Here is a 22,794-nt window from a genome sequence, read left to right as displayed (position 1 = left end):
GCCAAAAACGGCCAAGTTGCGGCCATGGTGACCAAAAAACGCTTGGAATGGCCCGATTGTAAGCCACTGGCCGACCGCCTAAATCTGCTCGGACGAAGAGGTATCCCCAATGCAAGCATCCCCAAACGAGCCGACCGTCTGGCACGGCACCACGATCGTAACCGTCCGCAAGGGCGGCAAGGTGGTGATCGGCGGCGACGGCCAGGTCTCGATCGGCCAGACCGTGATCAAGGCCAATGCGAAGAAAGTGCGCAGAATCGGCAAGGGCGACGTGATCGGCGGCTTTGCCGGCGCCACCGCCGACGCCTTCACGCTGTTCGAGCGACTGGAAAGCAAGCTGGAGCAATATCCGGGGCAATTGACCCGAGCGGCCGTGGAGCTGGCCAAGGACTGGCGGACCGACCGCTATCTGCGGCGGCTGGAGGCGATGATGATTGTCGCCGACAGGGACGTCTCCCTCGTCCTCACGGGAACCGGTGACGTGCTGGAGCCGGAGGCCGGCGTCATGGCGATCGGCTCCGGCGGCAATTACGCGCTGGCCGCGGCGCGCGCCCTGATCGACAGCGACAAGGACGCCGAGGCGATCGTGCGCCGCGCGCTCGATATCGCCGCCGATATCTGCGTCTACACCAACAGGAATGTGACAATCGAGACGCTGGGCGGCTGAACCGTGACACCCGCCTATGCCTTCCGGGAGATGACGACGGCCGACCTTGCGCTGATCGGGCGCTGGCTGGCGCTGCCGCATGTCCGGGAATGGTGGGGCGATCCATCCGAGCAATATGCGCTGGTGAGTGGTGATCTCGATGAGCCGGCGATGGACCAGTTCATCGTGTCAGCCGATGGCAGCGATTTCGGCTACATCCAGTGCTACGACCTGACCGCCTGGAACGAAGGCTTCGGAGCACACCCGGAAGGCACGCGCGGCATCGATCTCTTCATCGGCGAGCCCGACATGATCGGGCGCGGACACGGCTCGGCGTTGATCCGCCGCTTCGTCAGCGACCGGTTAGGGCAGGGCGCGCCGCGCATCGTCACCGATCCCGATCCTGACAACGCCCGCGCCGTGCGCGCCTATGAGAAGGCAGGATTTGAGAAAGTCCGCATGATCGACACGCCTGACGGTCCAGCTCTGTTGATGGTCTGTGACGCATGACCGCAGGTTACGAACTCGACATGATTTCCGGCCCGCCGGCGATCTAACCTCAGCTTGCTCTCGCAGCCCTCAACCCCTAGCTAGATGACATGACCGACTTCTCCCCCCGCGAAATCGTTTCCGAACTCGACCGTTTCATCGTCGGACAGGCCGACGCCAAGCGCGCAGTCTCCATCGCCTTGCGCAACCGCTGGCGGCGGCTGCAGCTCTCCGGTTCCCTGCGCGAGGAAGTGCTGCCGAAGAATATCCTGATGATCGGGCCAACCGGCGTCGGCAAGACGGAAATCGCACGACGATTGGCAAAGCTTGCCGGCGCGCCGTTCCTCAAGGTCGAGGCCACAAAATTCACCGAAGTCGGCTATGTCGGCCGCGACGTCGAGCAGATCGTGCGCGATCTCGTCGAGGTCGCGATCGCGCTGATCCGCGAGCGCAAGCGCAAGGATGTGCAGGCGCGTGCGCAGCTTGCCGCCGAGGAACGCGTGCTCGATGCCCTGGTCGGGCCAGCCTCGAGCCCGGCGACGCGCGAATCCTTCCGCAAGAAATTGCGCGCCGGCGAATTGAACGACAAGGAGATCGAGATCGAGACGCAGTCCTCCGGCGGCTTCCCGATGTTCGAGATCCCGGGCATGCCCGGCGCACAGATGGGCGCCATTTCAATCGGCGACATCTTCGGCAAGATGGGTGGCCGCACCAAGACCCGACGTCTGACGGTGGCGGGCTCGCACGAAATCCTCGTCAACGAGGAATCCGACAAGCTGCTCGATACCGACCAGTTGGTGCAGGAAGCAATCAACGCGGTCGAGAACAACGGCATCGTGTTCCTCGACGAGATCGACAAGATCTGCGTGCGCGAGAATCGCGCCGGTGGCGACGTCTCGCGCGAAGGCGTGCAGCGCGACCTGTTGCCGCTGATCGAGGGCACCACTGTTACAACCAAGCACGGCCCGGTGAAGACCGATCACATCCTTTTCATCGCCTCCGGCGCATTCCATATCGCAAAGCCTTCCGACCTGCTGCCGGAGTTGCAGGGCCGCCTGCCGATTCGCGTCGAGCTGCAGGCGCTGTCGCGAGACGACATGCGCCGGATCCTGACCGAACCCGAGGCATCCCTGATCAAGCAATATGTCGCGCTGATGCAGACCGAAGGCGTGAAGTTGGACATCAGCGACGACGCCATCGACGAACTCGCCGACGTCGCGGTTGCCGTCAATTCCACCGTCGAGAATATCGGCGCGCGGCGGCTGCAGACGGTGATGGAGCGGGTGCTGGACGAGATTTCCTTCACCGCGCCCGACCGCCACGGCGAGACCATCACAGTCGATGCCGACTATGTGCGCAAGCATGTCGGCGACCTCGCCAAGAACGCCGACCTGAGTCGGTTCATTCTGTAAGCCAATTGTAGCCCGGATGGAGCGAAGCGTAATCCAGGGCAGGTCGATCCGCGGTGGAAACTGTCCCGGGTTGTGCTTCGCCTCACCCGGGCTACGGATTGCAGTGACTAGCTAAATCCTCGCACGCCGTACCCGCACATAAAGCGCGCCCTCGCCGCCATGGCCGATATGAGCCTCCTCGAAACCGACGACGAGCGCGCGGAATTCGGGCAGACTGAGCCATTGCGGCACCTGGCGGCGCAGCACGCCGCGCTCAGAATCCGCGCCGCCGGCTTTGCCTTTACCGGTGATGACGAGCACAAAAGTCAGCCCGCTATTATGCGCGCGCTGGAGGAACGCAAGCAACACGCGATGCGCGCGCGTCTGCGTCATGCCATGCAGATCCAGCCGGGCATCGATCTCCTTTTTGCCGCGCGAGAGTTGCGCGCGCTCGCGGCGGCCGAGCGGCGCGAGCGGTGGCGGCGGCGGCGCAGGCGCGGATTTGGCCGGAATTGGTTTCGCAGCCACAACCGGCTTCGCGGTAGTCTTGGTCTCCGCTTCAGGCGCAGCATGCGCTTTCGCAACGGAATGGCGTTTGCGCAGCGGCTTGACCTGTCTCGCGACGCTCTCCCACAGCGCGCGTTCCTCTTCGCTGAGCCCACGCCTCCGCCGCGGCGGCGCCGGATCTGCAATCGGAACGGGACGCTTCATCGGTAGTGGCGGTGATGGCGGAAATGCCGATGACGCCGCGGCTCGTTCTCCGCCTTGATGCCGGGCCGCGGCTCCGGCAGCGGCACCGGCTTTGCGGCCGACGCAGCGGAAGCATCCATGGGCTTTGCGGCGCTCTTGTCCTTTTGCGGATCGACTTGCGGAAACAGCTTTGCGATCTTTTCCGACGGCCGCTCGTCCGGCACCGGCATCCTGCGCCCGCGCGCGATGGGATCGAGGCTTCGCGGTACCAGCATCACGAAGCGCGCATTGTGCCGCAGCCGGCCTGAAACTCTTCCGGCATCGGCCCCGGCGCCGAAATAGAGGTCCGCACGCGCAGGGCCGACGATGGCCGAGCCGGTATCCTGCGCGATCATCAGGCGGCGGAACGGCGTCTTCGACTGTTCGGATTCGATCGGCAATACGCCCTCGATGAAGAACGGCGTGCCATAGACATGCAATGCCTTGTCGACCGCGATCGAGCGGCCCGGCGTCAGCGGCACGCCCTGCGCGCCGACCGCCTCGTCCTTGTCGGAAAGCTGCACTTCGCGGAAGAACACATAGGAGCGGTTCTGCCGCCGCAATTCCTTGGCGCCATCGGGGTTCTGCGCCATCCATTCCCTGATCTTCTGCATCGACATCTGCTCTTTCGGAATGATGCCGCGGTCGATCAGGATGCGGCCGACCGGCGTGTAGGGATAGCCGTTGTGGGCATCATAGTTGATGCGCAAGCTCGAGCCATCCTCGAGGCGCACCCGCGCCGAGCCCTGGATCTGGGCGAACAACAGATCGGTCTGATCCTTGAGCCAGCAGATCTCGAGGCCCCGCCCGGCAATCGCACCGTCCTCGATCTCTGCACGATCATAGTACGGCACGAGCTTGCGGCGGCCGATCTTGCGGAACACTTGGCCCTTGTTCGGCAGGCCGTTCGAGCTCTGCGTGACACCCCGGACGAAGAGGTTTGACGGCCGGCGGTAAATCGGCACGTTGTAGACGTCGGTCTGCGTCCGCGACCCATCCAGCACGGGCTCGTAGTAACCGGTAACAAAGCCGTCTCCCTCACCGAGTCGCGAAATCCGCAAGGGGAGGAAATGCTCCTCGAAGAATGCTTTCGCCTTGGCCTCGTCGGTAAGTTCCAACCCCTTGGCGATGCGGCAGGGATCGCGCAGAGAGGTGCCGAGTGCCTTCGAGTCCGAAGGCAGCCCGCGCTGCGCGGCGATCGGCCGGCAGCTGGCGCGAAATGCTTTGTAGGCGGCAACGTGATCGTCATCGCTCCAGCCCGGCATCTCGGTCCAGGCCAGCGGCTCGTACTGGCTACCGCTGATCTGCAGCGGCAACTCAAGGCGGGGATAGGGAAGGTGTCGGGTGTGCTGGACGGCCGAGTGCCTGGCCGCCTTCGCGGCCGATCGAGGGCGCGCCTCTAGCCCGGCCGTCGAGCAAAGAAAAGCGATTACGCAGCACGCGGCCGTGAGCTGCGTGAGGCGAAGCCGATCAGTGGGCGCTTCCAGTGCCAACCAGTTTCCAGTTCGGATCGCGCGACGCCGTATCGCGGGCGAATGTCCAAATATCGGTGATGTCGGCGACCTTGTCCGGGTTGCCATCGACGATGGTGCCGGCCTTGTCGCGGGTGACAGAAATCATTTGCGACACGAACCTGACCGTGACCTGCGCCGAACGATCGCGGGCTTCCGCGCTGACGATCTCGGCCTTATCGATCGAGACGAAGCGGGTCTCGGTCTTCTGCTCGTGCTTCTCGCGATCCTTGATCGCGGCATCGAAGCTCTCATAGACCTCGCTCGACAACAGGTCGCGCAGCGCACGGCGGTCGCCATTGGCAAAGGCCAGCACGATCATCTCGTAAGCGCTCCGCGCACCCGAGATGAAATGGCGCGGGTCGAAAGAGGAGTCCTGGGCAACAATGGCGTCCAGCCCTTGCGCCAGCGCCGTGCCGGGTTCGGCAATTTCCTTCCAGCGGTCGGAGGGTGGCGTCACGTCCTTGCTCGGCAGCGGCGGCGGCTGATCGATCACCGAGCCCGGCATCGGGACGACATTATTATTGTCCCGCTGCAGCACATTCGGGGCCGCACGGTCATAGGGTGGCCGCTCGCTGCCGGTGCGCTGTCCGAGGACACTACGCAGGCGCAGGAAAATGAAGACGGCCAGCGCCAGGAAAATGATGGTGTAGATATCCACGTCGTGTTCGCTTTCTGATCTGCACCGGCAACGGTCCGCCCCAGCGGGCGTTCCGCTCAGGGAACGGCGGAGATTACCTCGCCAATTGAGTACGCACGATGTAGGCACGAAACTCCGCGCGGCCAATGGCGCGTTTTGGCGCGGCCATTCTAGCGCGTTTTGGCGGCAAGGGGAAATCCGATGATGCCTGGAAATCACGCATCTTCAAACATTTAGATGGCAAGCGGTGCGACCTTTCGGCTGCGATCGACGATCTCGGCAGCAAATCGGCGAAGGTTTGGCCAATCAAGGACTGTCGCCTTGTGGACCCGTGTGAGGCTATGATAGCCACTCGCCCGGCACCAGCATTTCCAAAACTTTAACTGCGGCTTCGGACGTCAGATCGCCTCCGATCGCCAGTGCTCAGGAGAGCTTCCCATGACCAACGGCAACGGCGCCCCCCCCGAGCAGGCTCCGCCCCAGCTCAACGTGCTGGCGCAATATACCAAGGACCTGTCGTTCGAGAATCCGAATGCGCCGGCCTCGCTCGGGCCGCAGCAGCAGCAACCAGCGATCAACATTCAGATCAACGTTTCGGCCAAGAACCTCTCCGAGAGCGAATATGAGGTGACGCTTTCGGTCGACGGCAAGGCTGAGAGTTCCGGCAAGGTGATGTTCAGCTTCGACCTGCAATATGCCGGTGTGTTCCGGATCCTGAACGTGCCGCAGGAGAACCTGCATCCGCTGGTGATGATCGAATGCCCGCGGCTGTTGTTCCCGTTCGCACGCGAGATCATCGCCACCGCAGTGCGCGATGGCGGCTTCCCGCCCCTGATGCTGGATCCCGTCGATTTCGTCGGCCTGTACCGTCAGAACATGGAACGGCAGGCCGCAGCGCAGGCGGCCCAAACCTCCGGCGCGAAACCAAGCTAAGGAAATCTAGGCGGCGGCTTCGGCAGGCGGCAGCAGGTAATCGTTCCAGATCGGCTTGTCGCCGAGGGTCGCGATGAAAGCCCGGTGTGCCTCGCGCTCCGCATCTGTCACCCGCGGCACCAGCGGAATCTCGCGCTGCCGCCGCGGCATATCGCCATGGCCAACCTGGGTGACCGCGACTTCCGAGGCCAGGATGAGCTGCGACTGCCGCGCCCCGATCAGGTCGATATAGACCTCCGCCAGGAGTTCGGCGTCGAGCAGCGCGCCGTGCTTGGTGCGGCGGGAATTATCGATCGAGTAGCGCGAGCAGAGATCGTCGAGCCGGTTCGACACGCCCGGATGCTTCCGGCGTGCCAGGAGCAGGGTGTCGACCAGCCGGTCCTTGACGATCACCGGCCGCTTGATCCGCTCGAGTTCGGAATTGATGAAGCTGATGTCGAACGAGGCGTTGTGGATCACCAGCGGCGCATCGGCAATGAATGCCAGGAATTCGTCGACCACTTCGGTGAACAGCGGCTTGCCAGCCAAGAATTCAGTCGAGAGACCGTGAACGGCAAAGGCCTCCGCCGGCATGTCCCGCTCGGGATTGATGTACACGTGATAGGTTTGGCCGGTCGGCATGCGGTTGAAGATTTCGATGCAGCCGATCTCGACCAGCCGATCGCCGCGCAGGGGATCAAGGCCGGTGGTTTCGGTATCGAGAACGATTTCGCGCATGGACTTCCAGGACCGAGAACATGGGCGAATCAGGTTCGCCGCTTCGGCATCTTAACCACCTCAGCCAGGATGTCCTTGATTTGCGCGCGCACGGGATCAAGGCCGTGTGAGGTATCCACCACGAAATCGGCCCGCCTGCGCTTCTCGGCATCGGGCAATTGTCGCGCCAGGATGGCATCGAGTTTTTCGTCGTCCATCGTCCCACGTGCCAGCACGCGTTCGCGCTGTATTTCCGGCGAGGTGGTCACGACGGCCACCGCATCGACGCGCTTCTCACCGCCGGTCTCGAACAAGAGCGGCACGTCGACCACCACGACGGGTGCGCCGGAGGCTTCCGCGTCCTCGAAGAACTTCCGCCGGGACGCGCCGAGCATTGGGTGAACGATCTGCTCCAACTGCTTCATGGCCGCCGGATCGTGGACCACGCGCGCGGAAAGTTTGGCGCGGTCCACCTTGCCGCCCGCCGTGGTGCCGGGGAAGGCAGCTTCGATCGCCGGCACCGCTTCGCCTTCGTAGAGCTGGTGCACGGCCGCGTCAGCGTCATAGACGGGGACGCCGGCTTCCGCGAACAGATTCGCCGTGGTGGATTTCCCCATCCCGATCGAGCCGGTCAGTCCCAGGATCAGCATTTTTCAGTCACCACTCGGAAACGGTGTCAGATTGCCAGCAGATTCTCGCCACGCAAGAAGGCGAGCAACGAAAATAGCGGCAGGCCGAGAATGGTGAAATGGTCGCCGTCGATGCGCTCGAATAGATGTACCCCGAGGCCCTCGAGCTGATAGGCGCCAACGCTGCTAGTCACAGCCTCTCCAGCCTGGTCGAGATAGGCGTTGATATTGCCTTCACGGAGCGGACGCATGGACATGCGCGCCACATTGGTGTCGGCAAACAGCATTTTGCCGTCATGAGCGACGGCAACGGCGGAATGCAATTCGTGAACGCGACCCGCGAGAGCACGCAATTGTTCGGCCGCATGGTCGCGACCGGTGGGCTTGCTGAACAGGCGATCGCCAAGCGCCAGCGTCTGGTCGGCGCCGACGACGAATCGGCCCTCGTGTTGCCTAGAAACAAACAAAGCCTTTTCTCGCGCCAAGAGCGAGGCGATATCGGCCGGCGCTGAAAGGCCTGAATTTTCCTGGATCGCCCGTTCGTCGATATCCGCCGGCAAAGCCTCGAATTCGATCCCGGCATTGGCCAGCAGCATTTTTCGCGCGCGACTTTGGGAAGCGAGAATCAGCGGATCTTTTGCGCGCCAGATCGTCATCGTCACCGAATCATTCCACCGGCCGCTGCCGCTGGCGGTCATTATAGAGCTTCATCACCGCTGCAGCGGTCTCCTCGATCGAGCGTCGCGTGACATCCAGCAGCGCCCAGTTGAATCTTGCACTCAAGCGGCGCGCGAACGCCACTTCATCGGCGACCGCCTGCTTGTCGATATAGTCGTCATTGCCGGAAGCAGCGCCCATGCTCAAGAGCCGGTTCTGCCTGACCTGGATCAGGCGTTCCGGTGTCGCATGAAGGCTCACCACCAGCGGCTTCTTCAGGTGCTCGAGTTGATGCGGCAGCGGAATGCCTGGCACAAGCGGGACATTCGCGGTGCGGATGCCACGGTTGGCGAGATAGATCGACGTCGGCGTTTTCGAGGTGCGGGATACCCCGACCAGAACGACATCGGCCTCCTCCAGGCCTTCGACGTGCTGACCGTCGTCATGCATCATGGTGTAGTTCAGCGCATCGATGCGCTTGAAATACTCCGCGTTCAGCACGTGCTGCGCGCCGACCCGGCCCGAGGTGGCCGCACCCAGATACGCCTCGAACAACTGCATTACCGGGCCAATGATCGAGAGACTCGGAACATTGATCTCCCTGCATTTGGCTTCCAGCCGGCTGACGAGATCTTTCTCGAGCAGCGTGAACAGCACGATCCCGGGCGACTCCTCGATTTCATCGAGCACGCGATCGAGCTGTTTCTGGCTACGCACCAGCGGGTAGACGTGTTCGACCGGCGAGACATTGGCGTATTGCGCGGCCACCGCGCGCGCCACCGTAATCAGCGTCTCGCCGGTTGAGTCCGACACCAGATGCAGGTGAAAGTAATTGCCTGATGTGGGCACAAGAACCTCTGCCTATCCTGTGAATCCCTGTGGAGGTTGCCTACAAATATCGGGGTGAGGTCGCCGCCTTAGGGATATCTAAACCTTTTCTTCACAGCGCCCCTTGCGAGGACAAGTCCGCCGTGCCGCCGGCATGATAGTGAGAATATGTGAATTTGTCTCTTGATAAGCTGGCCAAAGAACGCCGCAAGCGCTTGAGACGTTGGACGATATTTCGCTGCACGACTGTAGGGGCGGAATTGTTGAGCGGTGTGAACAAGCGCTCGAAAACGGCAGGATCGCATTGCGTGAGTCAAATCCACGGCCACTTAGACTCAAACCTAAGATTCTAAAATTTATTAGTTTTAAGAGAGCAGTGCTTGCGGATATGTATCCGTAACCTCGCTAGCAGGCCTTCCTTGAGAAACGGTGAGGCTGCCCGAGATGTTCCAGGAGCTCAGCGATCACGATGTACGAGTGGATCAAGGCGCTGCACATCATTGCGGTCATCTCATGGATGGCCGGCATGCTCTATCTGCCTCGGCTGTTCGTCTATCATTGCGAGGCTGAGAAAGGCTCGAAGCAGTCTGAGACCTTCAAGGTGATGGAACGGCGCCTTCTGAGGGCGATCATCAATCCCGCGATGATCATTACCTGGGCCGCTGGCCTTTATCTCGCCTGGGCTGGCCACTGGTTCAGCTCCGGCTGGCTGCACGGCAAGCTTCTGCTGGTGCTCGTGCTCTCCGGCGTCCACGGTTTTTTTGCCCGCTGGATGAAGGACTTTGCCGCCGACCGGAATACCCGGAGCCAGAAATTCTATCGAATTATCAATGAGGTACCTGCCGTCCTGATGATCGGGATCGTGATCCTGGTGGTGGTCAAGCCGTTCTAGGCGGGCCGTTTGCCCAGGAATCAGGCTTCAGTGCTTCTTGCGGAGTTCAAACCGATTTTCTATATTTGGATCAATCCCACCCCACGCAGGCGGATGTGATCGCGTTCCGGTTCCACCAACGGTGCCGGCTGCCACATCAGGTTTGAAGCCCCACCGGCGCTTTCCTTGCTTAGACCTGCGGACCTTCATTTTTGCGTCCGCTTTTTCTCAAAGCCACCTCGCAAGACTCTTCTCTAAAAAATGCTCCACAGGACCACCCCCATGCGGGAAATCAAACTTCAAGACCTCAAGTCCAAGACGCCGGCCGAGCTTGTCTCGTTTGCCGAGGAAAATGGGGTCGAAAACGCCAGCACCATGCGCAAGCAGGAGCTGATGTTCGCCATCCTCAAACAGCTCGCGATCCAGGAAACCGACATTATCGGTGAGGGCGTTGTCGAGGTGTTGTCCGATGGTTTCGGCTTTCTCCGTTCGCCCGATGCCAATTATTTGCCGGGCCCTGACGACATCTACGTCTCGCCTTCGCAGATCCGCCGCTTCGGCCTGCGGACCGGCGATACGATCGAAGGCCACATCCGCAGCCCGAAAGAGGGCGAGCGCTATTTTGCGTTGCTGAAGGTCAATTCGCTGAATTTCGAGGACCCTGAGAAGTCCAGGCACAAGGTCAATTTCGACAACCTGACGCCGCTGTTTCCCAATCAGCGCTTTCGAATGGAAATCGATGACCCGACGCGAAAGGACCTTTCTGCAAGGGTGATCGATATCGTGGCACCGATCGGCAAGGGCCAGCGTGCCCTGATCGTGGCGCCGCCGCGCACCGGCAAGACCGTGCTGATGCAGAACATCGCGCATTCGATCACGCACAATCATCCCGAATGCTATCTGATCGTGCTTCTGATCGACGAGCGTCCGGAAGAAGTCACCGATATGCAGCGCTCGGTGAAAGGTGAGGTGGTGTCCTCGACCTTCGACGAGCCGGCTGTGCGTCACGTCCAGGTGGCCGAGATGGTGATCGAGAAGGCCAAGCGCCTGGTGGAGCATGGCCGCGACGTGGTGATCCTGCTCGACTCGATCACGCGCCTGGGCCGTGCCTACAACACGGTGGTGCCGTCATCCGGCAAGGTGCTGACTGGTGGTGTCGACGCCAACGCCTTGCAGCGGCCGAAGCGCTTCTTCGGTGCCGCCCGCAATATCGAGGAGGGCGGCTCGCTCACCATCATCGCCACCGCGCTGGTCGATACCGGCAGCCGCATGGACGAAGTGATCTTCGAAGAGTTCAAGGGTACCGGTAACTCCGAACTGATCCTCGACCGCAAGGTCTCGGACAAGCGGACCTTCCCGGCGATCGACATTTCCCGCTCCGGCACGCGCAAGGAAGAGCTGATCACCGATCCGCAGGTGCTGAAGAAGATGTACGTGCTGCGCCGGATCCTCAATCCGATGGGCACCATGGACGCGATCGACTTCCTGCTCGACAAGCTCCGCAACACGAAGAACAACTCGGAATTCTTCGATTCAATGAACACGTGAGCGCGATCGGCGCGATCCGGTTTATGCTGCGGCGCAGTACACGCCGTTTATGCTGTTGCAGCATAAACGGGTTGTTGCTTGTGCTGATGCAATTCGTCTAAGTACCTGATTTCTGAAATGTTTTATCGATGCGCGGGCTGCTGTTGGATCTGCGGCTTGGATACTGCAGCAAAATGCTGCACCGTTGTTGCAGCAAAAGTACCGATATTGCGCTAATATAGGTACGGACGATCCCGCGCGTTAATTCTGCGTTGCCTTCCGGCCAGTTCGCTAACAAATAACCGATGCATCCGCGCGATCAGACCATCTTTGCGCTGTCCTCGGGGCGACCGCCAAGTGCGATCGCCATCGTCAGGGTATCGGGGCCACAGGCTGGTCCGACATTGATGAAGTTGGCCGGCAAGATCCCGGCGGCGCGGATGGCGACGAGAGCATTGCTGCAAGATGCCGGCGGCCAGCCGATCGACGACGCCATCGTCCTCTGGTTTCCCTCGCCCGCGAGCGCCACGGGTGAAGACGTTGCTGAATTTCATGTCCATGGCGGACGAGCGGTGCTCAGTGCGGTGCTCAGTGCGCTCGCAACGATTGATGACCTTCGGCCCGCGGAGGCCGGTGAATTCACCCGCCGCGCTTTCGAGAACGGCAAGCTTGATCTGACCGAGGCCGAGGGCCTCGACGACCTCATTCATGCCGATACCGACCGGCAGCGCCGCCAAGCGCTGCGTCAGTTGAAGGGCCTGCTCGGCGATCGCGCACGCGACTGGCGCGGACAGATTGTCGAAGCGTCGGCGCTGATCGAGGCTGGTATCGATTTCTCCGACGAGGGCGATGTGCCGGCCGAATTGATCGCGCCGGCTCTCAAGAAAATCAAAGCGCTGCTGACCGAAATTCAGCGGGTGCTGGCCGCCCAGGCGCAGAGCGAACGGCTCCGCGACGGCCTGGTGGTCACGATCGCAGGCCCCCCGAACGTTGGCAAGTCGACCCTGATCAACCAGCTTGCGCGGCGTGATGTCGCGATCGTCTCGCCGCATGCCGGCACTACACGCGATATCATTGAAGTGCAGCTCGATCTCGACGGCTATCCGGTGACGGTGATTGACACCGCCGGCATCCGCGAGACCGATGATCCCATCGAGCAGGAGGGGGTGCGCCGCGCCCGCGCCCGCGCCGAGGAAGCCGATTTGGTATTGTGGCTCACGGACCAGATGAGCGCGGCTGTTTCACACGAGGGGTCGGCGCCGATCTGGCTGGTGCGCAACAAGATCGATCTCGATGCCTCAATCTCCGAGTTATCTGAATCGGGACCTGCGTCCGCGACGTTCAGGATCTCGGCTCGGAGCGGGGACGGGATCTCGGAACTGATCTCTGCCCTGGTCGGCTTTGCCCATGATTATTTTGGGTCGAGTGAGGGCGGTCTGATCACCCGGACACGTCAGCGCAAGTTGCTACAGGAGACAGCCGACTCGTTGCGCCGTGCGATCGACGTGATCGGGGCAGGCGAAGAGCTTGCTGCGGAGGAGCTGCGGGCAGCCGCCTATAGCCTTGGCCGGCTTCTTGGCCGCGTGGATGTTGAGGACATCCTTGATGTCATCTTTCGGGAATTCTGCGTCGGGAAGTAGGCCGCTGGGTCAGTAGGTCACTGAGTCATCGAAACGCCGCCGCCGTTTCACGTGAAACATCCGGCCGGCACTCTATGTGAAACCTGGAACAACCCGCCCATCGTTTCACGTGAAACATCCGCGGGGTCGGATGGTCGAAACTTGTCTTTCGACTTTTACCGCTCCGCGCTAGAAGTCGTGCATGTCTAACCAACCGCTTTCATTCGACGTCATCGTTATCGGTGGCGGCCATGCCGGCTGCGAGGCCGCCAGCGCAGCTGCCCGGATGGGCGCGAAGACGGCGCTGGTGACGCATCGTTTTTCGACCGTCGGCGCCATGTCCTGCAATCCGGCCATCGGAGGCCTCGGCAAGGGTCACTTGGTCCGCGAGGTCGATGCATTGGACGGTCTGATGGGTCGGGTTGCCGACGCCGGCGGCATTCAGTTCCGGATGCTGAACCGCCGCAAGGGTCCTGCTGTCCGTGGGCCGCGCGCCCAGGCCGACCGCAAGCTTTATGCCGCTGCCATGCAGGCCGCGATCCTCGAGACAGCCAATTTGAGCGTGATCGAAGGCGAAGCGGATGACCTCCTGAGCTCCCATGGGCGTGTCAGCGGCATCCGTCTGGGGGATGGACGGATCCTGTCTGTCGGCGCCGTCGTGATCACGACGGGCACCTTCCTGCGTGGCTTGATTCATCTTGGCGAGAGGAATTGGCCGGCCGGCCGGGTCGGTGAGGCGCCGGCCACGGGACTTTCAACCTCATTCGAGCGCCTTGGTTTTACGTTGGGCCGATTGAAGACTGGGACGCCGCCGCGCCTGGATGGCACCACGATCGACTGGTCGGCAGTCGAAATGCAGCCCGGTGATGACCCGCCCGAGCCGTTCTCGACTATGACCGACCGGATCACGACGCCACAGATCCAGTGCGGGATCACCCGCACCACGGCCGCCACTCATGAGGTGATCCGGGCCAACGTGCATCGGTCACCGATGTATTCTGGTCAGATCAAGAGTACCGGCCCGCGCTATTGCCCCTCGATCGAGGACAAGATCGTCCGCTTCGGGGATCGCGACGGCCACCAAATCTTTCTGGAGCCCGAAGGCCTCGACGACGACACGGTCTATCCCAACGGCATCTCGACCTCGCTCCCGGAAGAGGTCCAACTGGCGATCCTTGCATCGATTCCCGGTCTTGAGCGGGTCAAGATGATCCGTCCGGGTTATGCGATCGAGTACGATCATGTTGACCCGCGCGAGCTTGAGCCGACGCTCGAGACCAAGCGATTGCCGGGACTGTTCCTTGCCGGCCAGATCAACGGCACAACTGGATATGAGGAAGCTGCGGGGCAGGGGATTGTCGCGGGCCTGAACGCCGCACTCTCTGCCGGTGGCGCCGATCCGATCGTTTTCGATCGCGCGGACGGCTATCTAGGCGTGATGATCGATGACCTCGTTACGCGAGGGATCACCGAGCCCTATCGGATGTTCACCTCGCGGGCCGAATACCGGCTCACGTTGCGGGCCGACAATGCCGATCAGCGGCTTACCGATAAGGGAATTGCGTTGGGGTGCGTCGGCGAAGCTCGCGTCAAGCGCCACGCCGCGAAGATGGCGGCGCTGAATGACGCGAAGGCGCTGGCCAAGTCGCTGTCCATCACGCCCAACGAGGCCACACGATACGGACTCGCGCTGAACCGTGATGGCGTCCGGCGCTCGGCCTTTGAACTGCTGTCGTATCCCGAAGTGGACTGGTCGACACTCCGCGGCATCTGGCCGGAGCTGTCGGGCATCGACCCACCGATTGCCGTTCACGTGGAGATCGACGCGAAATACGACGTCTATCTCAAGCGCCAGATTGCTGACGTCGATGCATTCCGCCGCGACGAAGGACTTGTCCTGACCGCTGTCGACTATGACGACGTGCCCGGCCTCTCCAACGAGGCGCGCGCCAAGCTGAAGGTTGCGCTACCGCGGACCGTCGGCCAAGCAGGGCGGATCGACGGGATAACTCCGGCGGCGCTCGGCATCCTGGCCGCTTATCTGCGCCGAGAGGCGCGGCGCAAGACGGCGAGGGCGACCGCGTAAGCGTTTCACGTGAAACGGGTGAAGTCGCTCCCAACGTCACAGGGACAACTTCCGCCATCGTGATTGGGAGCGCAGCGAAGCAATCCATCTCTCCTCAACGTGGGGCGTCTATTGGATTGCTTCGCTGCGCTCGCAATGACAATTTGGTTTCCGACTGACATTCCGGATCATGGCCAAGGCATCACTGACCACAGCGCTAGCAGCCACCGCCACCGATAAGGCGGCGGCCCTCGCCCTCACCCCCGTTTCACGTGAAACGGAAGCCCGGCTCGACCGCTACGTTGCGCTTCTCCTGGAATGGCAGGCCAAGACCAATCTCGTGGCGCCATCGACGCTGCCCGAGCTCTGGACCCGCCACATCGCCGATTCCCTGCAGCTGCTGGACCTTGCCCCGACTGCCACGGTCTGGGTCGATCTCGGCAGCGGCGGCGGCTTTCCCGGCGGCGTGCTCGCCTGTGCGCTCGCGGAAACGCCGGGTGTCGTCCACCTGGTGGAGAGGAACGCCAAGAAGGCGGCCTTTCTTCGCGAAGCGCTCCGAGTGACCGGCGCGCCGGGGACGGTGCATCTGACCGACATCGGGGATATTGTGGATAGAATCAGCGGCCCCATCGATTGCGTGACCGCGCGGGCGCTGGCTCCGCTACATGAACTCATCGGCTTCGCGGAACCGCTGGTGCGAAAGGGTGCAAAAGCGCTGTTTCTCAAGGGCCAAGATGTAGAGGCCGAATTGACCGAAGCCACTAAATATTGGACAATTGAGCCGAAACTTCATTCCAGCCGAACCGGCGGACTCGGCTGGATTGTCGAGCTTAACTCCGTCGGGCGGCGTTGAGCTTTCCGCAGGGGATCAGCAGGGCAACGCTATGACCGTAATTGATGAGGTTTATCAAGAGGATAGGGCGCCACAACCGGCTGGCCATCCGCGCATTCTGTCGCTCGCCAACCAAAAAGGGGGCGTCGGCAAGACAACCACAGCGATCAATCTCGGGACGGCGCTCGCGGCCATCGGCGAGCGGGTCCTGGTCGTCGATCTCGACCCGCAGGGCAACGCATCGACCGGGCTCGGCATCGACCGGCGGAACCGGAACTGCTCGACCTATGACGTCCTGGTCGGCGAGGCGCCGTTGCGCGAGGCTGTCGTCGCGACGGCGGTGCCGCGGCTTCACATCGCGCCCTCCACCATGGATCTCTCCGGCCTCGAACTTGAACTTGGCACCACGCCGGGTCGCGCGTTCCGCCTGCGCGATGCGATCGCTGCGCTCAACAACAACACGTCGCCGGATGCCGACTACACCTATGTGCTGATCGATTGCCCGCCGTCGCTCAACCTGCTCACCGTGAATGCGATGGCCGCGTCGGACGCGATCCTGGTGCCGCTGCAGTGCGAGTTCTTCGCGCTCGAAGGTCTGTCGCAGCTGTTGCAGACGGTCGAGCAGGTGCGCTCGACGCTCAATCCGAACCTGTCGATCCATGGCATCGTGCTGACGATGTTCGATTCCCGCAACAACCTGTCGAACCAGGTCGTCGCCGATGTCCGGCAGTTCATGGGAGCTAAGGTCTACAACACCATGATCCCGCGCAACGTGCGGATCTCCGAAGCGCCGTCCTACGGCAAGCCGGTGCTGGTCTACGATCTCAAATGCGTCGGCAGCGAGGCTTACCTGAAGCTCGCCACTGAAGTGATCCAGCGCGAACGCGAGTTGCGTGAGCATTGAGAACGATCCGTAGGATGGGTAGAGCGCAGCGAAACCCATCATCTTCGCACGCGATGAGCGTGATGGGTTTCGCTGCGCTCTACCCATCCTACGATCTGACCGACCTGAAATTCGAATTCCGGAGTTTGCTACGTGAATCCAAGGGAGCTGGCGACAATGGCCGACGAAGCGCGTTCGCGACTGGGCCGCGGGCTTGCAAGTCTGATTGGAGATGTCGGCGGCGAGGCCGCGCATGTCGACCGGCCGCGCACGCACCGCAAGGTGCCGATCGAATTCCTCAAAGCCAACCCGCGCAATCCGCGCCGCAGCTTCGCCGATGCCGAGCTTCGTGAGCTCGCCGATTCGATCAAGCAGCGTGGCGTGATCCAGCCGATCGTGGTGCGGCTGGTCAAGGGCGCGCAGGATCGCTACGAGATCATCGCCGGCGAGCGGCGCTGGCGCGCGTCCCAGCTCGCCGGCCTGCACGAGGTGCCGATTGTCCCGGTCGAGGTCAACGATAGCGACGCGCTCGAGATCACGATCATCGAGAACGTGCAGCGCGAAGACCTCAACCCGATGGAAGAGGCGCAAGGCTATCACGCGCTCGCCGATGAGTTCAAACGCAGCCAGGAAGATATCGCGAAGATCGTCGGCAAGAGTCGCAGCCACGTCGCCAACATGATGCGGCTGACGAAGCTCCCGGCCGAGGTGCAGGCCTTCATCGCAAGCGGCGGATTGTCCGCCGGCCACGCGCGCGCTTTGATCGGCGTGCCTGACCCGCTCGGCGCTGCCAAGCGCATCGTCGCCGAAGGCCTCAACGTGCGCCAGGCTGAAGCGCTCGCGCATGACGAGGGCGTACCGGTGCGGAAGCCGCAGAAGGCGCGCGGCGGCGGTGGCAAGGAGAAGGACCCCGACACGCTTGCGCTGGAGAAGCGCGTCTCCGATGCGCTGGGGCTCACCGTCAGCGTCAACCACCGTGACCCCGGCGGCACCGTGCAGATCAGCTACCGCAGCCTCGAGCAGCTCGACGAAGTGATGCGGCGGCTCGAAGGCGGTTAGCAAGCTCATCCTCTCCTTCGTGCATTCGCGGCGATCGAGAGGAGGGCGCGTTGTGCGATCACGGCGGCCAGCGAATTCTGCTTGCGCATGTCGAGCGCCGCGGTGCCGAGCTGGTCGATGATGCCGACCAGCCGCTGCGGGCTGAAATTGCGGAGCGCCATTTCGACCGCGCCTTTGCGCGAGAAATGCAGCCGCGGAAATCCGCCCTCGAGCACGGCGGAGGTCGGCGTGCCATCGGCGACTGCCAGCGCCGATTTGTGCAGCCAGGCCGCCTGCCGCTGCGCGGCCGCGATGATGACGCCGGGATAGGTGCCTGCGACCATCGCTTTCGCAAATTCGGTCTCCACCGCCGCGGCGTTGCCGGCAAAGGCGCTGTCCACGATCGGATCGAGCTTCAGCTCGGATGCGTCGGAGACCACCGTCATCACATCCTCGAGCGTCACCTCGCCTCGGCCGTGGGCGTAGAGTGTGAGCTTGCGCAACTCGTTGCGCGAGGCCTGACGGTCGCCGCCGAGCAGTGACATCAGCACGGCGCGGGCATCTTGCGCGATGCGCAGGCCGGAGGCCCGCAGCTCGTCGTCGATCAGCTTGGCGAGATCGCGCTCGGTGTCCGGGTAGCAGCCGATCGCCACCGCATTCTTGGCGCGCTCGCAGGCCTTGCGCAGCGGCGAGTCCGGCCTGATATCGCCGGCCTCGATCACGATGCGGCAATCCTTCAGCGGGGAATCCGTCAGCGTCTCGACGCCGCTGGCAAAATTGCGCGAGCCGGCGCGGACGCGGATCGCGCGCCGTCCGCCGAACAGCGGCACCGTCATCGCTTCATCAACCAGTCGCGAGGGCTCGGCGGCGAGTTCGTCGCCGTCAAGACGGACCAGCGAAAATGGATCGTTGGGATCATCGACCGCGGATGCCATCAGCGCATCGGCGCGCTCGCGCACCAGACCGGCATCGGGGCCGTAGAGCAGGATGATCGGACGGCCGGGATCGGGCCGAGCGAGGAAGGCGTCGATCTCTTTTCCGCGAAGCGCGACCAATGGCGATCAGGTTCCGGCGGTGAAGAAGGACGCCAGCCGGGTATTGATGTTCTCCGCGATCTCCTGCGCGGCGCGGTCTTCGGCGTCGCGCAAGGCGCGCGTGCGCGTGAAGCGCTGGTAGGAGCCCGGCATGTCGTAGGACACGCGCGAGAAGGTGGAGCCTGTCATCACCGACTTGTTCGAGGCGACCTCGACCAGGTTGTACTGCGCGTCGATGCCGAAATTTTCGCCGGTCGGCAGCGCCGTGTTCGGATCGAGCATCAGCGAGGAGCGGCTGGTCGTGAAGCGGATCACCAGTCGATGAGTCGGCGGCATGCCGGTGGCGTTGCCATAGAGCTTGAACGCCAGCGCATTGCGGACCTCCACGCCGATGCGGGCCTCGCGGGATGCGTTCGGCTTGTCGGCGATCGGCGGCAGCTCGACACCCATCAGCTTCTCGCGCAACGCCGGTGTGCCGTCGGTGTGCTCGGCATACATCGGCTGGAAACAGCCCGCCGTCACCGCCGCCAAAGCGGCCACCGCGACGAGCCGGAGAGCGATCCGGATCCTAGCCGACGACATTCACGATCCTCATGGGTACCACGATCACCTTGCGGACGGGCTTGCCGCCCAAAGCGGCTTTTACAGCATCGAGCGCCAGAACGGCAGCCTCGATCTGAGGATTTTCGGCCGCCCGTGGCACGGTAACATCACCCCGTTTCTTGCCATTGACCTGGACCACGAGGGTCACGCTGTCTTCAACCAGCAAATCGCGTTCGATTTGCGGCCAGGAAGCCTCCGAAATCAGCCCCTCCTGACCCAAAACCTGCCAGCATTCCTCAGCCAGGTGCGGCATCATGGGCGCGAACAGTTGAACAAGGATAGCTGCGGCTTCGCGGACCGCCCAGGCGACGTCGGGCGCGGGCTTATTGCCCTTGGCCAGGGTCTCGGCGACCGCGTTGGCGAATTCCCGGATATGGGCGAGGCAGACATTGAAATGCAGCCGCTCGATTCCGGAAGACACCTTGTCCAGCGCGCCATGGGCCGCCTTGCGCAAGGCCAGCGCCTCGGCCCCGAATGACGCCGGCCCGGCCGCCGACGCACCCTTTGCGACCTCGGCGGATTCATTCACCAGCCGCCACAGCCGCTGCACGAAGCGCGCCGCACCCTGCACGCGCTCGTCGCTCCAGATCACGTCGCGGTCGGGCGGGGAGTCCGACAGCATGAACCAGCGCGCGACGTCGGCGCCATAGGTTGCGATGATGTCGTCGGGATCGACCGTGTTCTTCTTCGACTTCGACATCTTCTCGATCGGACCGATCGTGATCTCTTCGTCACCGTAGATCATCATGGCGCGCCGTTCGTTGCCGATTACCTCGACCTTCACTTCGGCAGGCGTCACATAGGTGCCGTCGGCCTTCTGGTAGGTCTCGTGCACGACCATGCCCTGCGTGAACATGCCGGCGAACGGCTCATCCATCGCGATGTGGCCGGTTGCCTTCATCGCGCGGGTGAAGAAGCGGCTATAGAGCAGATGCAGGATCGCGTGCTCGACGCCGCCGATATATTGATCGACCGGCATCATCCGGTTGGCAACGGCGGGCGTGGTCGGCGATTTCTCGTTCCAGGGATCGGTGAAACGCACGAAGTACCAGGACGAGTCGACGAAGGTGTCCATGGTGTCGGTTTCGCGGTTAGCAGGTCCGCCGCATTGCGGACAGGTGATGTGCTTCCAGGTCGGATGGTGGTCGAGCGCGTTGCCGGGCTTGTCGAAGGTGGCATCCTCCGGCAGCGTCACCGGCAGCGCATTGTCGGGCACCAGCACCACGTCGCACTTCGGGCAGTGGATGATCGGGATCGGGCAGCCCCAATAGCGCTGGCGCGAAATGCCCCAGTCGCGCAGGCGGAAGTTTACCTGGCGCTCGCCGACGGGCGCATTGCCACGCAGTTCATTCTCCAAGCGTTTCGCGACGTCTTCCTTCGCCTGCTCGATGGTCATGCCATCGAGGAAGCGCGAATTGATCATGTGGCCCTCACCGTCATAGGCGGTGTCCGTGATCACAAACGTCTTTGGATCCTGACCTTCGGGGCACACGACGGGCGTGTTGCCGAGGCCGTATTTGTTGACGAAGTCGAGGTCGCGCTGGTCGTGCGCCGGGCAGCCGAAGATGGCGCCGGTGCCGTATTCCATCAGCACGAAGTTCGCGACATAGACCGGCAATTTCCAGTTCGGATCGAACGGGTGGATTGCCTTGATGCCGGTGTCAAAACCCTGCTTCTCGGCGGTGTCGATGATTTCCTGCGCGGTGCCGATCCGTTTGACCTCGGCGATGAACTCGGCAAGCTTCGGATCCTTCGCAGCGGCCGCCTGCGCCAGCGGATGATCGGCCGAGATCGCCATGAACTTGGCGCCGAACAGCGTGTCCGGCCGCGTCGTGAAAATCTTCAATTCGCGCTCGCCCGCCGGCGTGGTCGCGCCATCCAGCGCGAAGCGGATCAACAGGCCCTCGGAGCGGCCGATCCAGTTGCGCTGCATCAGCCGCACCTTGTCGGGCCAGCGATCCAGCCGATCCAGCGCGTCCAGGAGATCCTGCGCGTATCTGGTGATCTTGAAGACCCACTGGTTCATCTCGCGCTGCTCGATGACCGCGCCCGAGCGCCAGCCGCGGCCATCGATCACCTGCTCGTTCGCGAGCACCGTCATGTCGACCGGGTCCCAATTGACCTTGCGCTTCTCGCGCTCGACGAGGCCGGCGCGCAGGAAGTCCAGGAACATCTTCTGCTGATGCTTGTAGTAGCTGGGGTCGCAGGTCGCGAATTCTCTGCTCCAGTCGAGCGACAGGCCGATCGAGCGGAGCTGCTTCTTCATTGCCGCGATGTTGTCATAGGTCCACGCCTTCGGCGCCACCTTGCGCTCGATCGCGGCGTTCTCCGCCGGCAGGCCAAATGCGTCCCAGCCCATCGGGTGCAGCACATTGAACCCCTTGGCGCGCATATAGCGGGCCAGTACGTCGCCGAGCGTGTAGTTCCGGACATGGCCGATATGGATGCGCCCGGACGGGTACGGGAACATCTCGAGCACGTAGTATTTCGGCCGCGGATCGTCGTTTTTCGACGCAAAGATCGCCTTCTCGTCCCACTGGCGTTGCCAGCGCGGCTCGGATTCACGGGCGTTGTAGCGTTCGGAGGTCATGGAGCAGGGCTCTTGAGGGCCGTTCGGCCGTTTAGAAAGACGGCGGACTAGGCCATAGAATTGGCTGCGGGGTCAACGGGTTGGGTGCCTAGTCCCTCCCCCGTTACGTAGGATGGGTAGAGCGAAGCGAAACCCATCGGCTTCGGAGCAAGCCGCGCAACGATGGGTTTCGCTTCGCTCTACCCATCCTACGTCTTGATTCAAATCGCAGATGCGTGTCCGCATTCTCGCGGCATGAGATGCCCGAGCTTTGCGTCTCGTTTCGCCCTCCTCGATAGCAGAGGACGCAGGGAAAGCCGGGTGCCGGTTGCACCCGTGGGCCCCGTGCAACAAAAAGCTCGGGGGTAGGACCACAGGTCAACCGAAGCAACTCCGGCTTTCCCTGCGCAGTGGTTTACGGCTTACTTCGTGCTCTTCCCGGTGACCGGGCTTTCTTGCCACCGTCGCCTCTCGCGCAAACTTGCTTCGCGCAAAAAACTTAGCGCCAGCGTCGGGGCGCCAGAACCACACGACTTCGCCGTCCACGGATAGTCACGCTCGTCAGTCGCAACACCCGCGTCCACCGCATCTCACCGCACGTTCG

The 22,794-nt window shown here is 62.6% G+C and carries 21 protein-coding genes; 11 read left to right on the top strand and 10 right to left on the bottom strand.

Annotated elements, in window-relative coordinates:
- Window positions 1–109 precede the first annotated feature (109 nt).
- The 3 genes from hslV to hslU all read left to right on the top strand — a co-directional run bounded on the left by hslV (window position 110) and on the right by hslU (window position 2,547).
- Window positions 110–667 carry an ATP-dependent protease subunit HslV gene (hslV, locus tag J6497_RS09550; protein ID WP_225704010.1) on the top strand — a complete coding sequence of 186 codons (558 nt, stop codon included), beginning with the start codon at window positions 110–112 and terminating at the stop codon, window positions 665–667.
- Between the two features lie 3 nt (window positions 668–670).
- Window positions 671–1,156, top strand: a complete 486-nt coding sequence (locus tag J6497_RS09545) for a GNAT family N-acetyltransferase (RefSeq protein WP_225704009.1) — start codon at window positions 671–673, stop codon at window positions 1,154–1,156.
- Window positions 1,157–1,245: 89 nt separating this feature from the next.
- Complete coding sequence (gene hslU, locus J6497_RS09540) at window positions 1,246–2,547, top strand: ATP-dependent protease ATPase subunit HslU (RefSeq protein WP_225704008.1); 1,302 nt, start codon at window positions 1,246–1,248, stop codon at window positions 2,545–2,547.
- Between the two features lie 111 nt (window positions 2,548–2,658).
- Here the strand turns inward: hslU and J6497_RS09535 are convergent, their stop codons facing one another.
- The 3 genes from J6497_RS09535 to J6497_RS09525 are packed head-to-tail and all read right to left on the bottom strand — an operon-like array spanning window position 2,659 to window position 5,427.
- Window positions 2,659–3,237 (bottom strand): Smr/MutS family protein, encoded by a 579-nt coding sequence (locus J6497_RS09535; RefSeq protein ID WP_225704007.1) that lies wholly within the window; start codon window positions 3,235–3,237, stop codon window positions 2,659–2,661.
- Window positions 3,234–4,748 (bottom strand): murein transglycosylase A, encoded by a 1,515-nt coding sequence (gene mltA, locus J6497_RS09530; RefSeq protein WP_512699957.1) that lies wholly within the window; start codon window positions 4,746–4,748, stop codon window positions 3,234–3,236. Before mltA ends, J6497_RS09535 begins: the two co-directional genes overlap by 4 nt.
- A complete protein-coding gene (locus J6497_RS09525) occupies window positions 4,726–5,427 on the bottom strand; it encodes a Tim44/TimA family putative adaptor protein (protein WP_225704006.1) in 702 nt (233 codons plus the stop codon). The genes mltA and J6497_RS09525 overlap by 23 nt, the downstream gene beginning before the upstream one ends.
- 417 nt (window positions 5,428–5,844) lie before the next feature.
- On the opposite strand from J6497_RS09525, the gene secB reads away from it, so the two are divergent.
- Window positions 5,845–6,339, top strand: coding sequence for a protein-export chaperone SecB (gene secB / locus J6497_RS09520; protein ID WP_225704005.1), 495 nt, complete (start codon window positions 5,845–5,847; stop codon window positions 6,337–6,339).
- 6 nt (window positions 6,340–6,345) lie between these two features.
- Here secB and dnaQ read toward each other — a convergent pair whose 3' ends face one another.
- Genes dnaQ through J6497_RS09500 form a run of 4 tightly spaced genes read right to left on the bottom strand, consistent with a single transcriptional unit; the run spans window position 6,346 to window position 9,170 of the window.
- Entirely contained in the window at window positions 6,346–7,056 is a 711-nt protein-coding gene (gene dnaQ / locus J6497_RS09515; RefSeq protein WP_225704004.1) for a DNA polymerase III subunit epsilon, read from the bottom strand.
- Between the two features lie 29 nt (window positions 7,057–7,085).
- Window positions 7,086–7,685: a dephospho-CoA kinase gene (gene coaE, locus J6497_RS09510; protein WP_225704003.1), complete on the bottom strand. Its 600-nt coding sequence runs from the start codon at window positions 7,683–7,685 to the stop codon at window positions 7,086–7,088.
- Window positions 7,686–7,711: 26 nt separating this feature from the next.
- The gene (locus J6497_RS09505; protein WP_225704186.1) at window positions 7,712–8,320 is read right to left on the bottom strand and encodes a Maf family protein; all 609 of its coding nucleotides are present in this window, start codon (window positions 8,318–8,320) and stop codon (window positions 7,712–7,714) included.
- 10 nt (window positions 8,321–8,330) lie between these two features.
- The gene (locus J6497_RS09500) at window positions 8,331–9,170 is read right to left on the bottom strand and encodes a pyruvate, water dikinase regulatory protein (protein ID WP_225704002.1); all 840 of its coding nucleotides are present in this window, start codon (window positions 9,168–9,170) and stop codon (window positions 8,331–8,333) included.
- A 448-nt stretch (window positions 9,171–9,618) separates the two neighbouring features.
- Here J6497_RS09500 and hemJ point away from each other — a divergent pair, with 448 nt between their 5' ends.
- The 7 genes from hemJ to J6497_RS09465 all read left to right on the top strand — a co-directional run bounded on the left by hemJ (window position 9,619) and on the right by J6497_RS09465 (window position 18,005).
- On the top strand, window positions 9,619–10,041 hold the full coding sequence (gene hemJ / locus J6497_RS09495) for a protoporphyrinogen oxidase HemJ (protein ID WP_225704001.1): 423 nt from the start codon (window positions 9,619–9,621) through the stop codon (window positions 10,039–10,041).
- A 261-nt stretch (window positions 10,042–10,302) separates the two neighbouring features.
- Entirely contained in the window at window positions 10,303–11,568 is a 1,266-nt protein-coding gene (gene rho / locus J6497_RS09490) for a transcription termination factor Rho (protein WP_225704000.1), read from the top strand.
- Window positions 11,569–11,852: 284 nt separating this feature from the next.
- Window positions 11,853–13,187: a tRNA uridine-5-carboxymethylaminomethyl(34) synthesis GTPase MnmE gene (mnmE, locus tag J6497_RS09485; RefSeq protein ID WP_225703999.1), complete on the top strand. Its 1,335-nt coding sequence runs from the start codon at window positions 11,853–11,855 to the stop codon at window positions 13,185–13,187.
- A gap of 181 nt (window positions 13,188–13,368) precedes the next feature.
- Window positions 13,369–15,252, top strand: a complete 1,884-nt coding sequence (mnmG, locus tag J6497_RS09480; RefSeq protein ID WP_225703998.1) for a tRNA uridine-5-carboxymethylaminomethyl(34) synthesis enzyme MnmG — start codon at window positions 13,369–13,371, stop codon at window positions 15,250–15,252.
- A gap of 169 nt (window positions 15,253–15,421) precedes the next feature.
- A complete protein-coding gene (gene rsmG / locus J6497_RS09475) occupies window positions 15,422–16,084 on the top strand; it encodes a 16S rRNA (guanine(527)-N(7))-methyltransferase RsmG (protein WP_225703997.1) in 663 nt (220 codons plus the stop codon).
- A 31-nt stretch (window positions 16,085–16,115) separates the two neighbouring features.
- Complete coding sequence (locus J6497_RS09470; protein WP_225703996.1) at window positions 16,116–16,967, top strand: ParA family protein; 852 nt, start codon at window positions 16,116–16,118, stop codon at window positions 16,965–16,967.
- 156 nt (window positions 16,968–17,123) lie between these two features.
- Complete coding sequence (locus J6497_RS09465) at window positions 17,124–18,005, top strand: ParB/RepB/Spo0J family partition protein (RefSeq protein WP_225703995.1); 882 nt, start codon at window positions 17,124–17,126, stop codon at window positions 18,003–18,005.
- 5 nt (window positions 18,006–18,010) lie between these two features.
- Here the strand turns inward: J6497_RS09465 and holA are convergent, their stop codons facing one another.
- Genes holA through leuS form a run of 3 tightly spaced genes read right to left on the bottom strand, consistent with a single transcriptional unit; the run spans window position 18,011 to window position 22,211 of the window.
- Complete coding sequence (gene holA / locus J6497_RS09460; protein ID WP_225703994.1) at window positions 18,011–19,039, bottom strand: DNA polymerase III subunit delta; 1,029 nt, start codon at window positions 19,037–19,039, stop codon at window positions 18,011–18,013.
- Between the two features lie 6 nt (window positions 19,040–19,045).
- Window positions 19,046–19,600: an LPS assembly lipoprotein LptE gene (gene lptE, locus J6497_RS09455; protein ID WP_225703993.1), complete on the bottom strand. Its 555-nt coding sequence runs from the start codon at window positions 19,598–19,600 to the stop codon at window positions 19,046–19,048.
- The gene (leuS, locus tag J6497_RS09450; protein ID WP_225703992.1) at window positions 19,587–22,211 is read right to left on the bottom strand and encodes a leucine--tRNA ligase; all 2,625 of its coding nucleotides are present in this window, start codon (window positions 22,209–22,211) and stop codon (window positions 19,587–19,589) included. Before leuS ends, lptE begins: the two co-directional genes overlap by 14 nt.
- Window positions 22,212–22,794 lie beyond the last annotated feature (583 nt).

The sequence above is a fragment of the Bradyrhizobium cenepequi genome, from assembly GCF_020329485.1.
Lineage (GTDB): Bacteria > Pseudomonadota > Alphaproteobacteria > Rhizobiales > Xanthobacteraceae > Bradyrhizobium > Bradyrhizobium cenepequi.
This window is presented reverse-complemented; position numbering and strand designations above follow the sequence as displayed.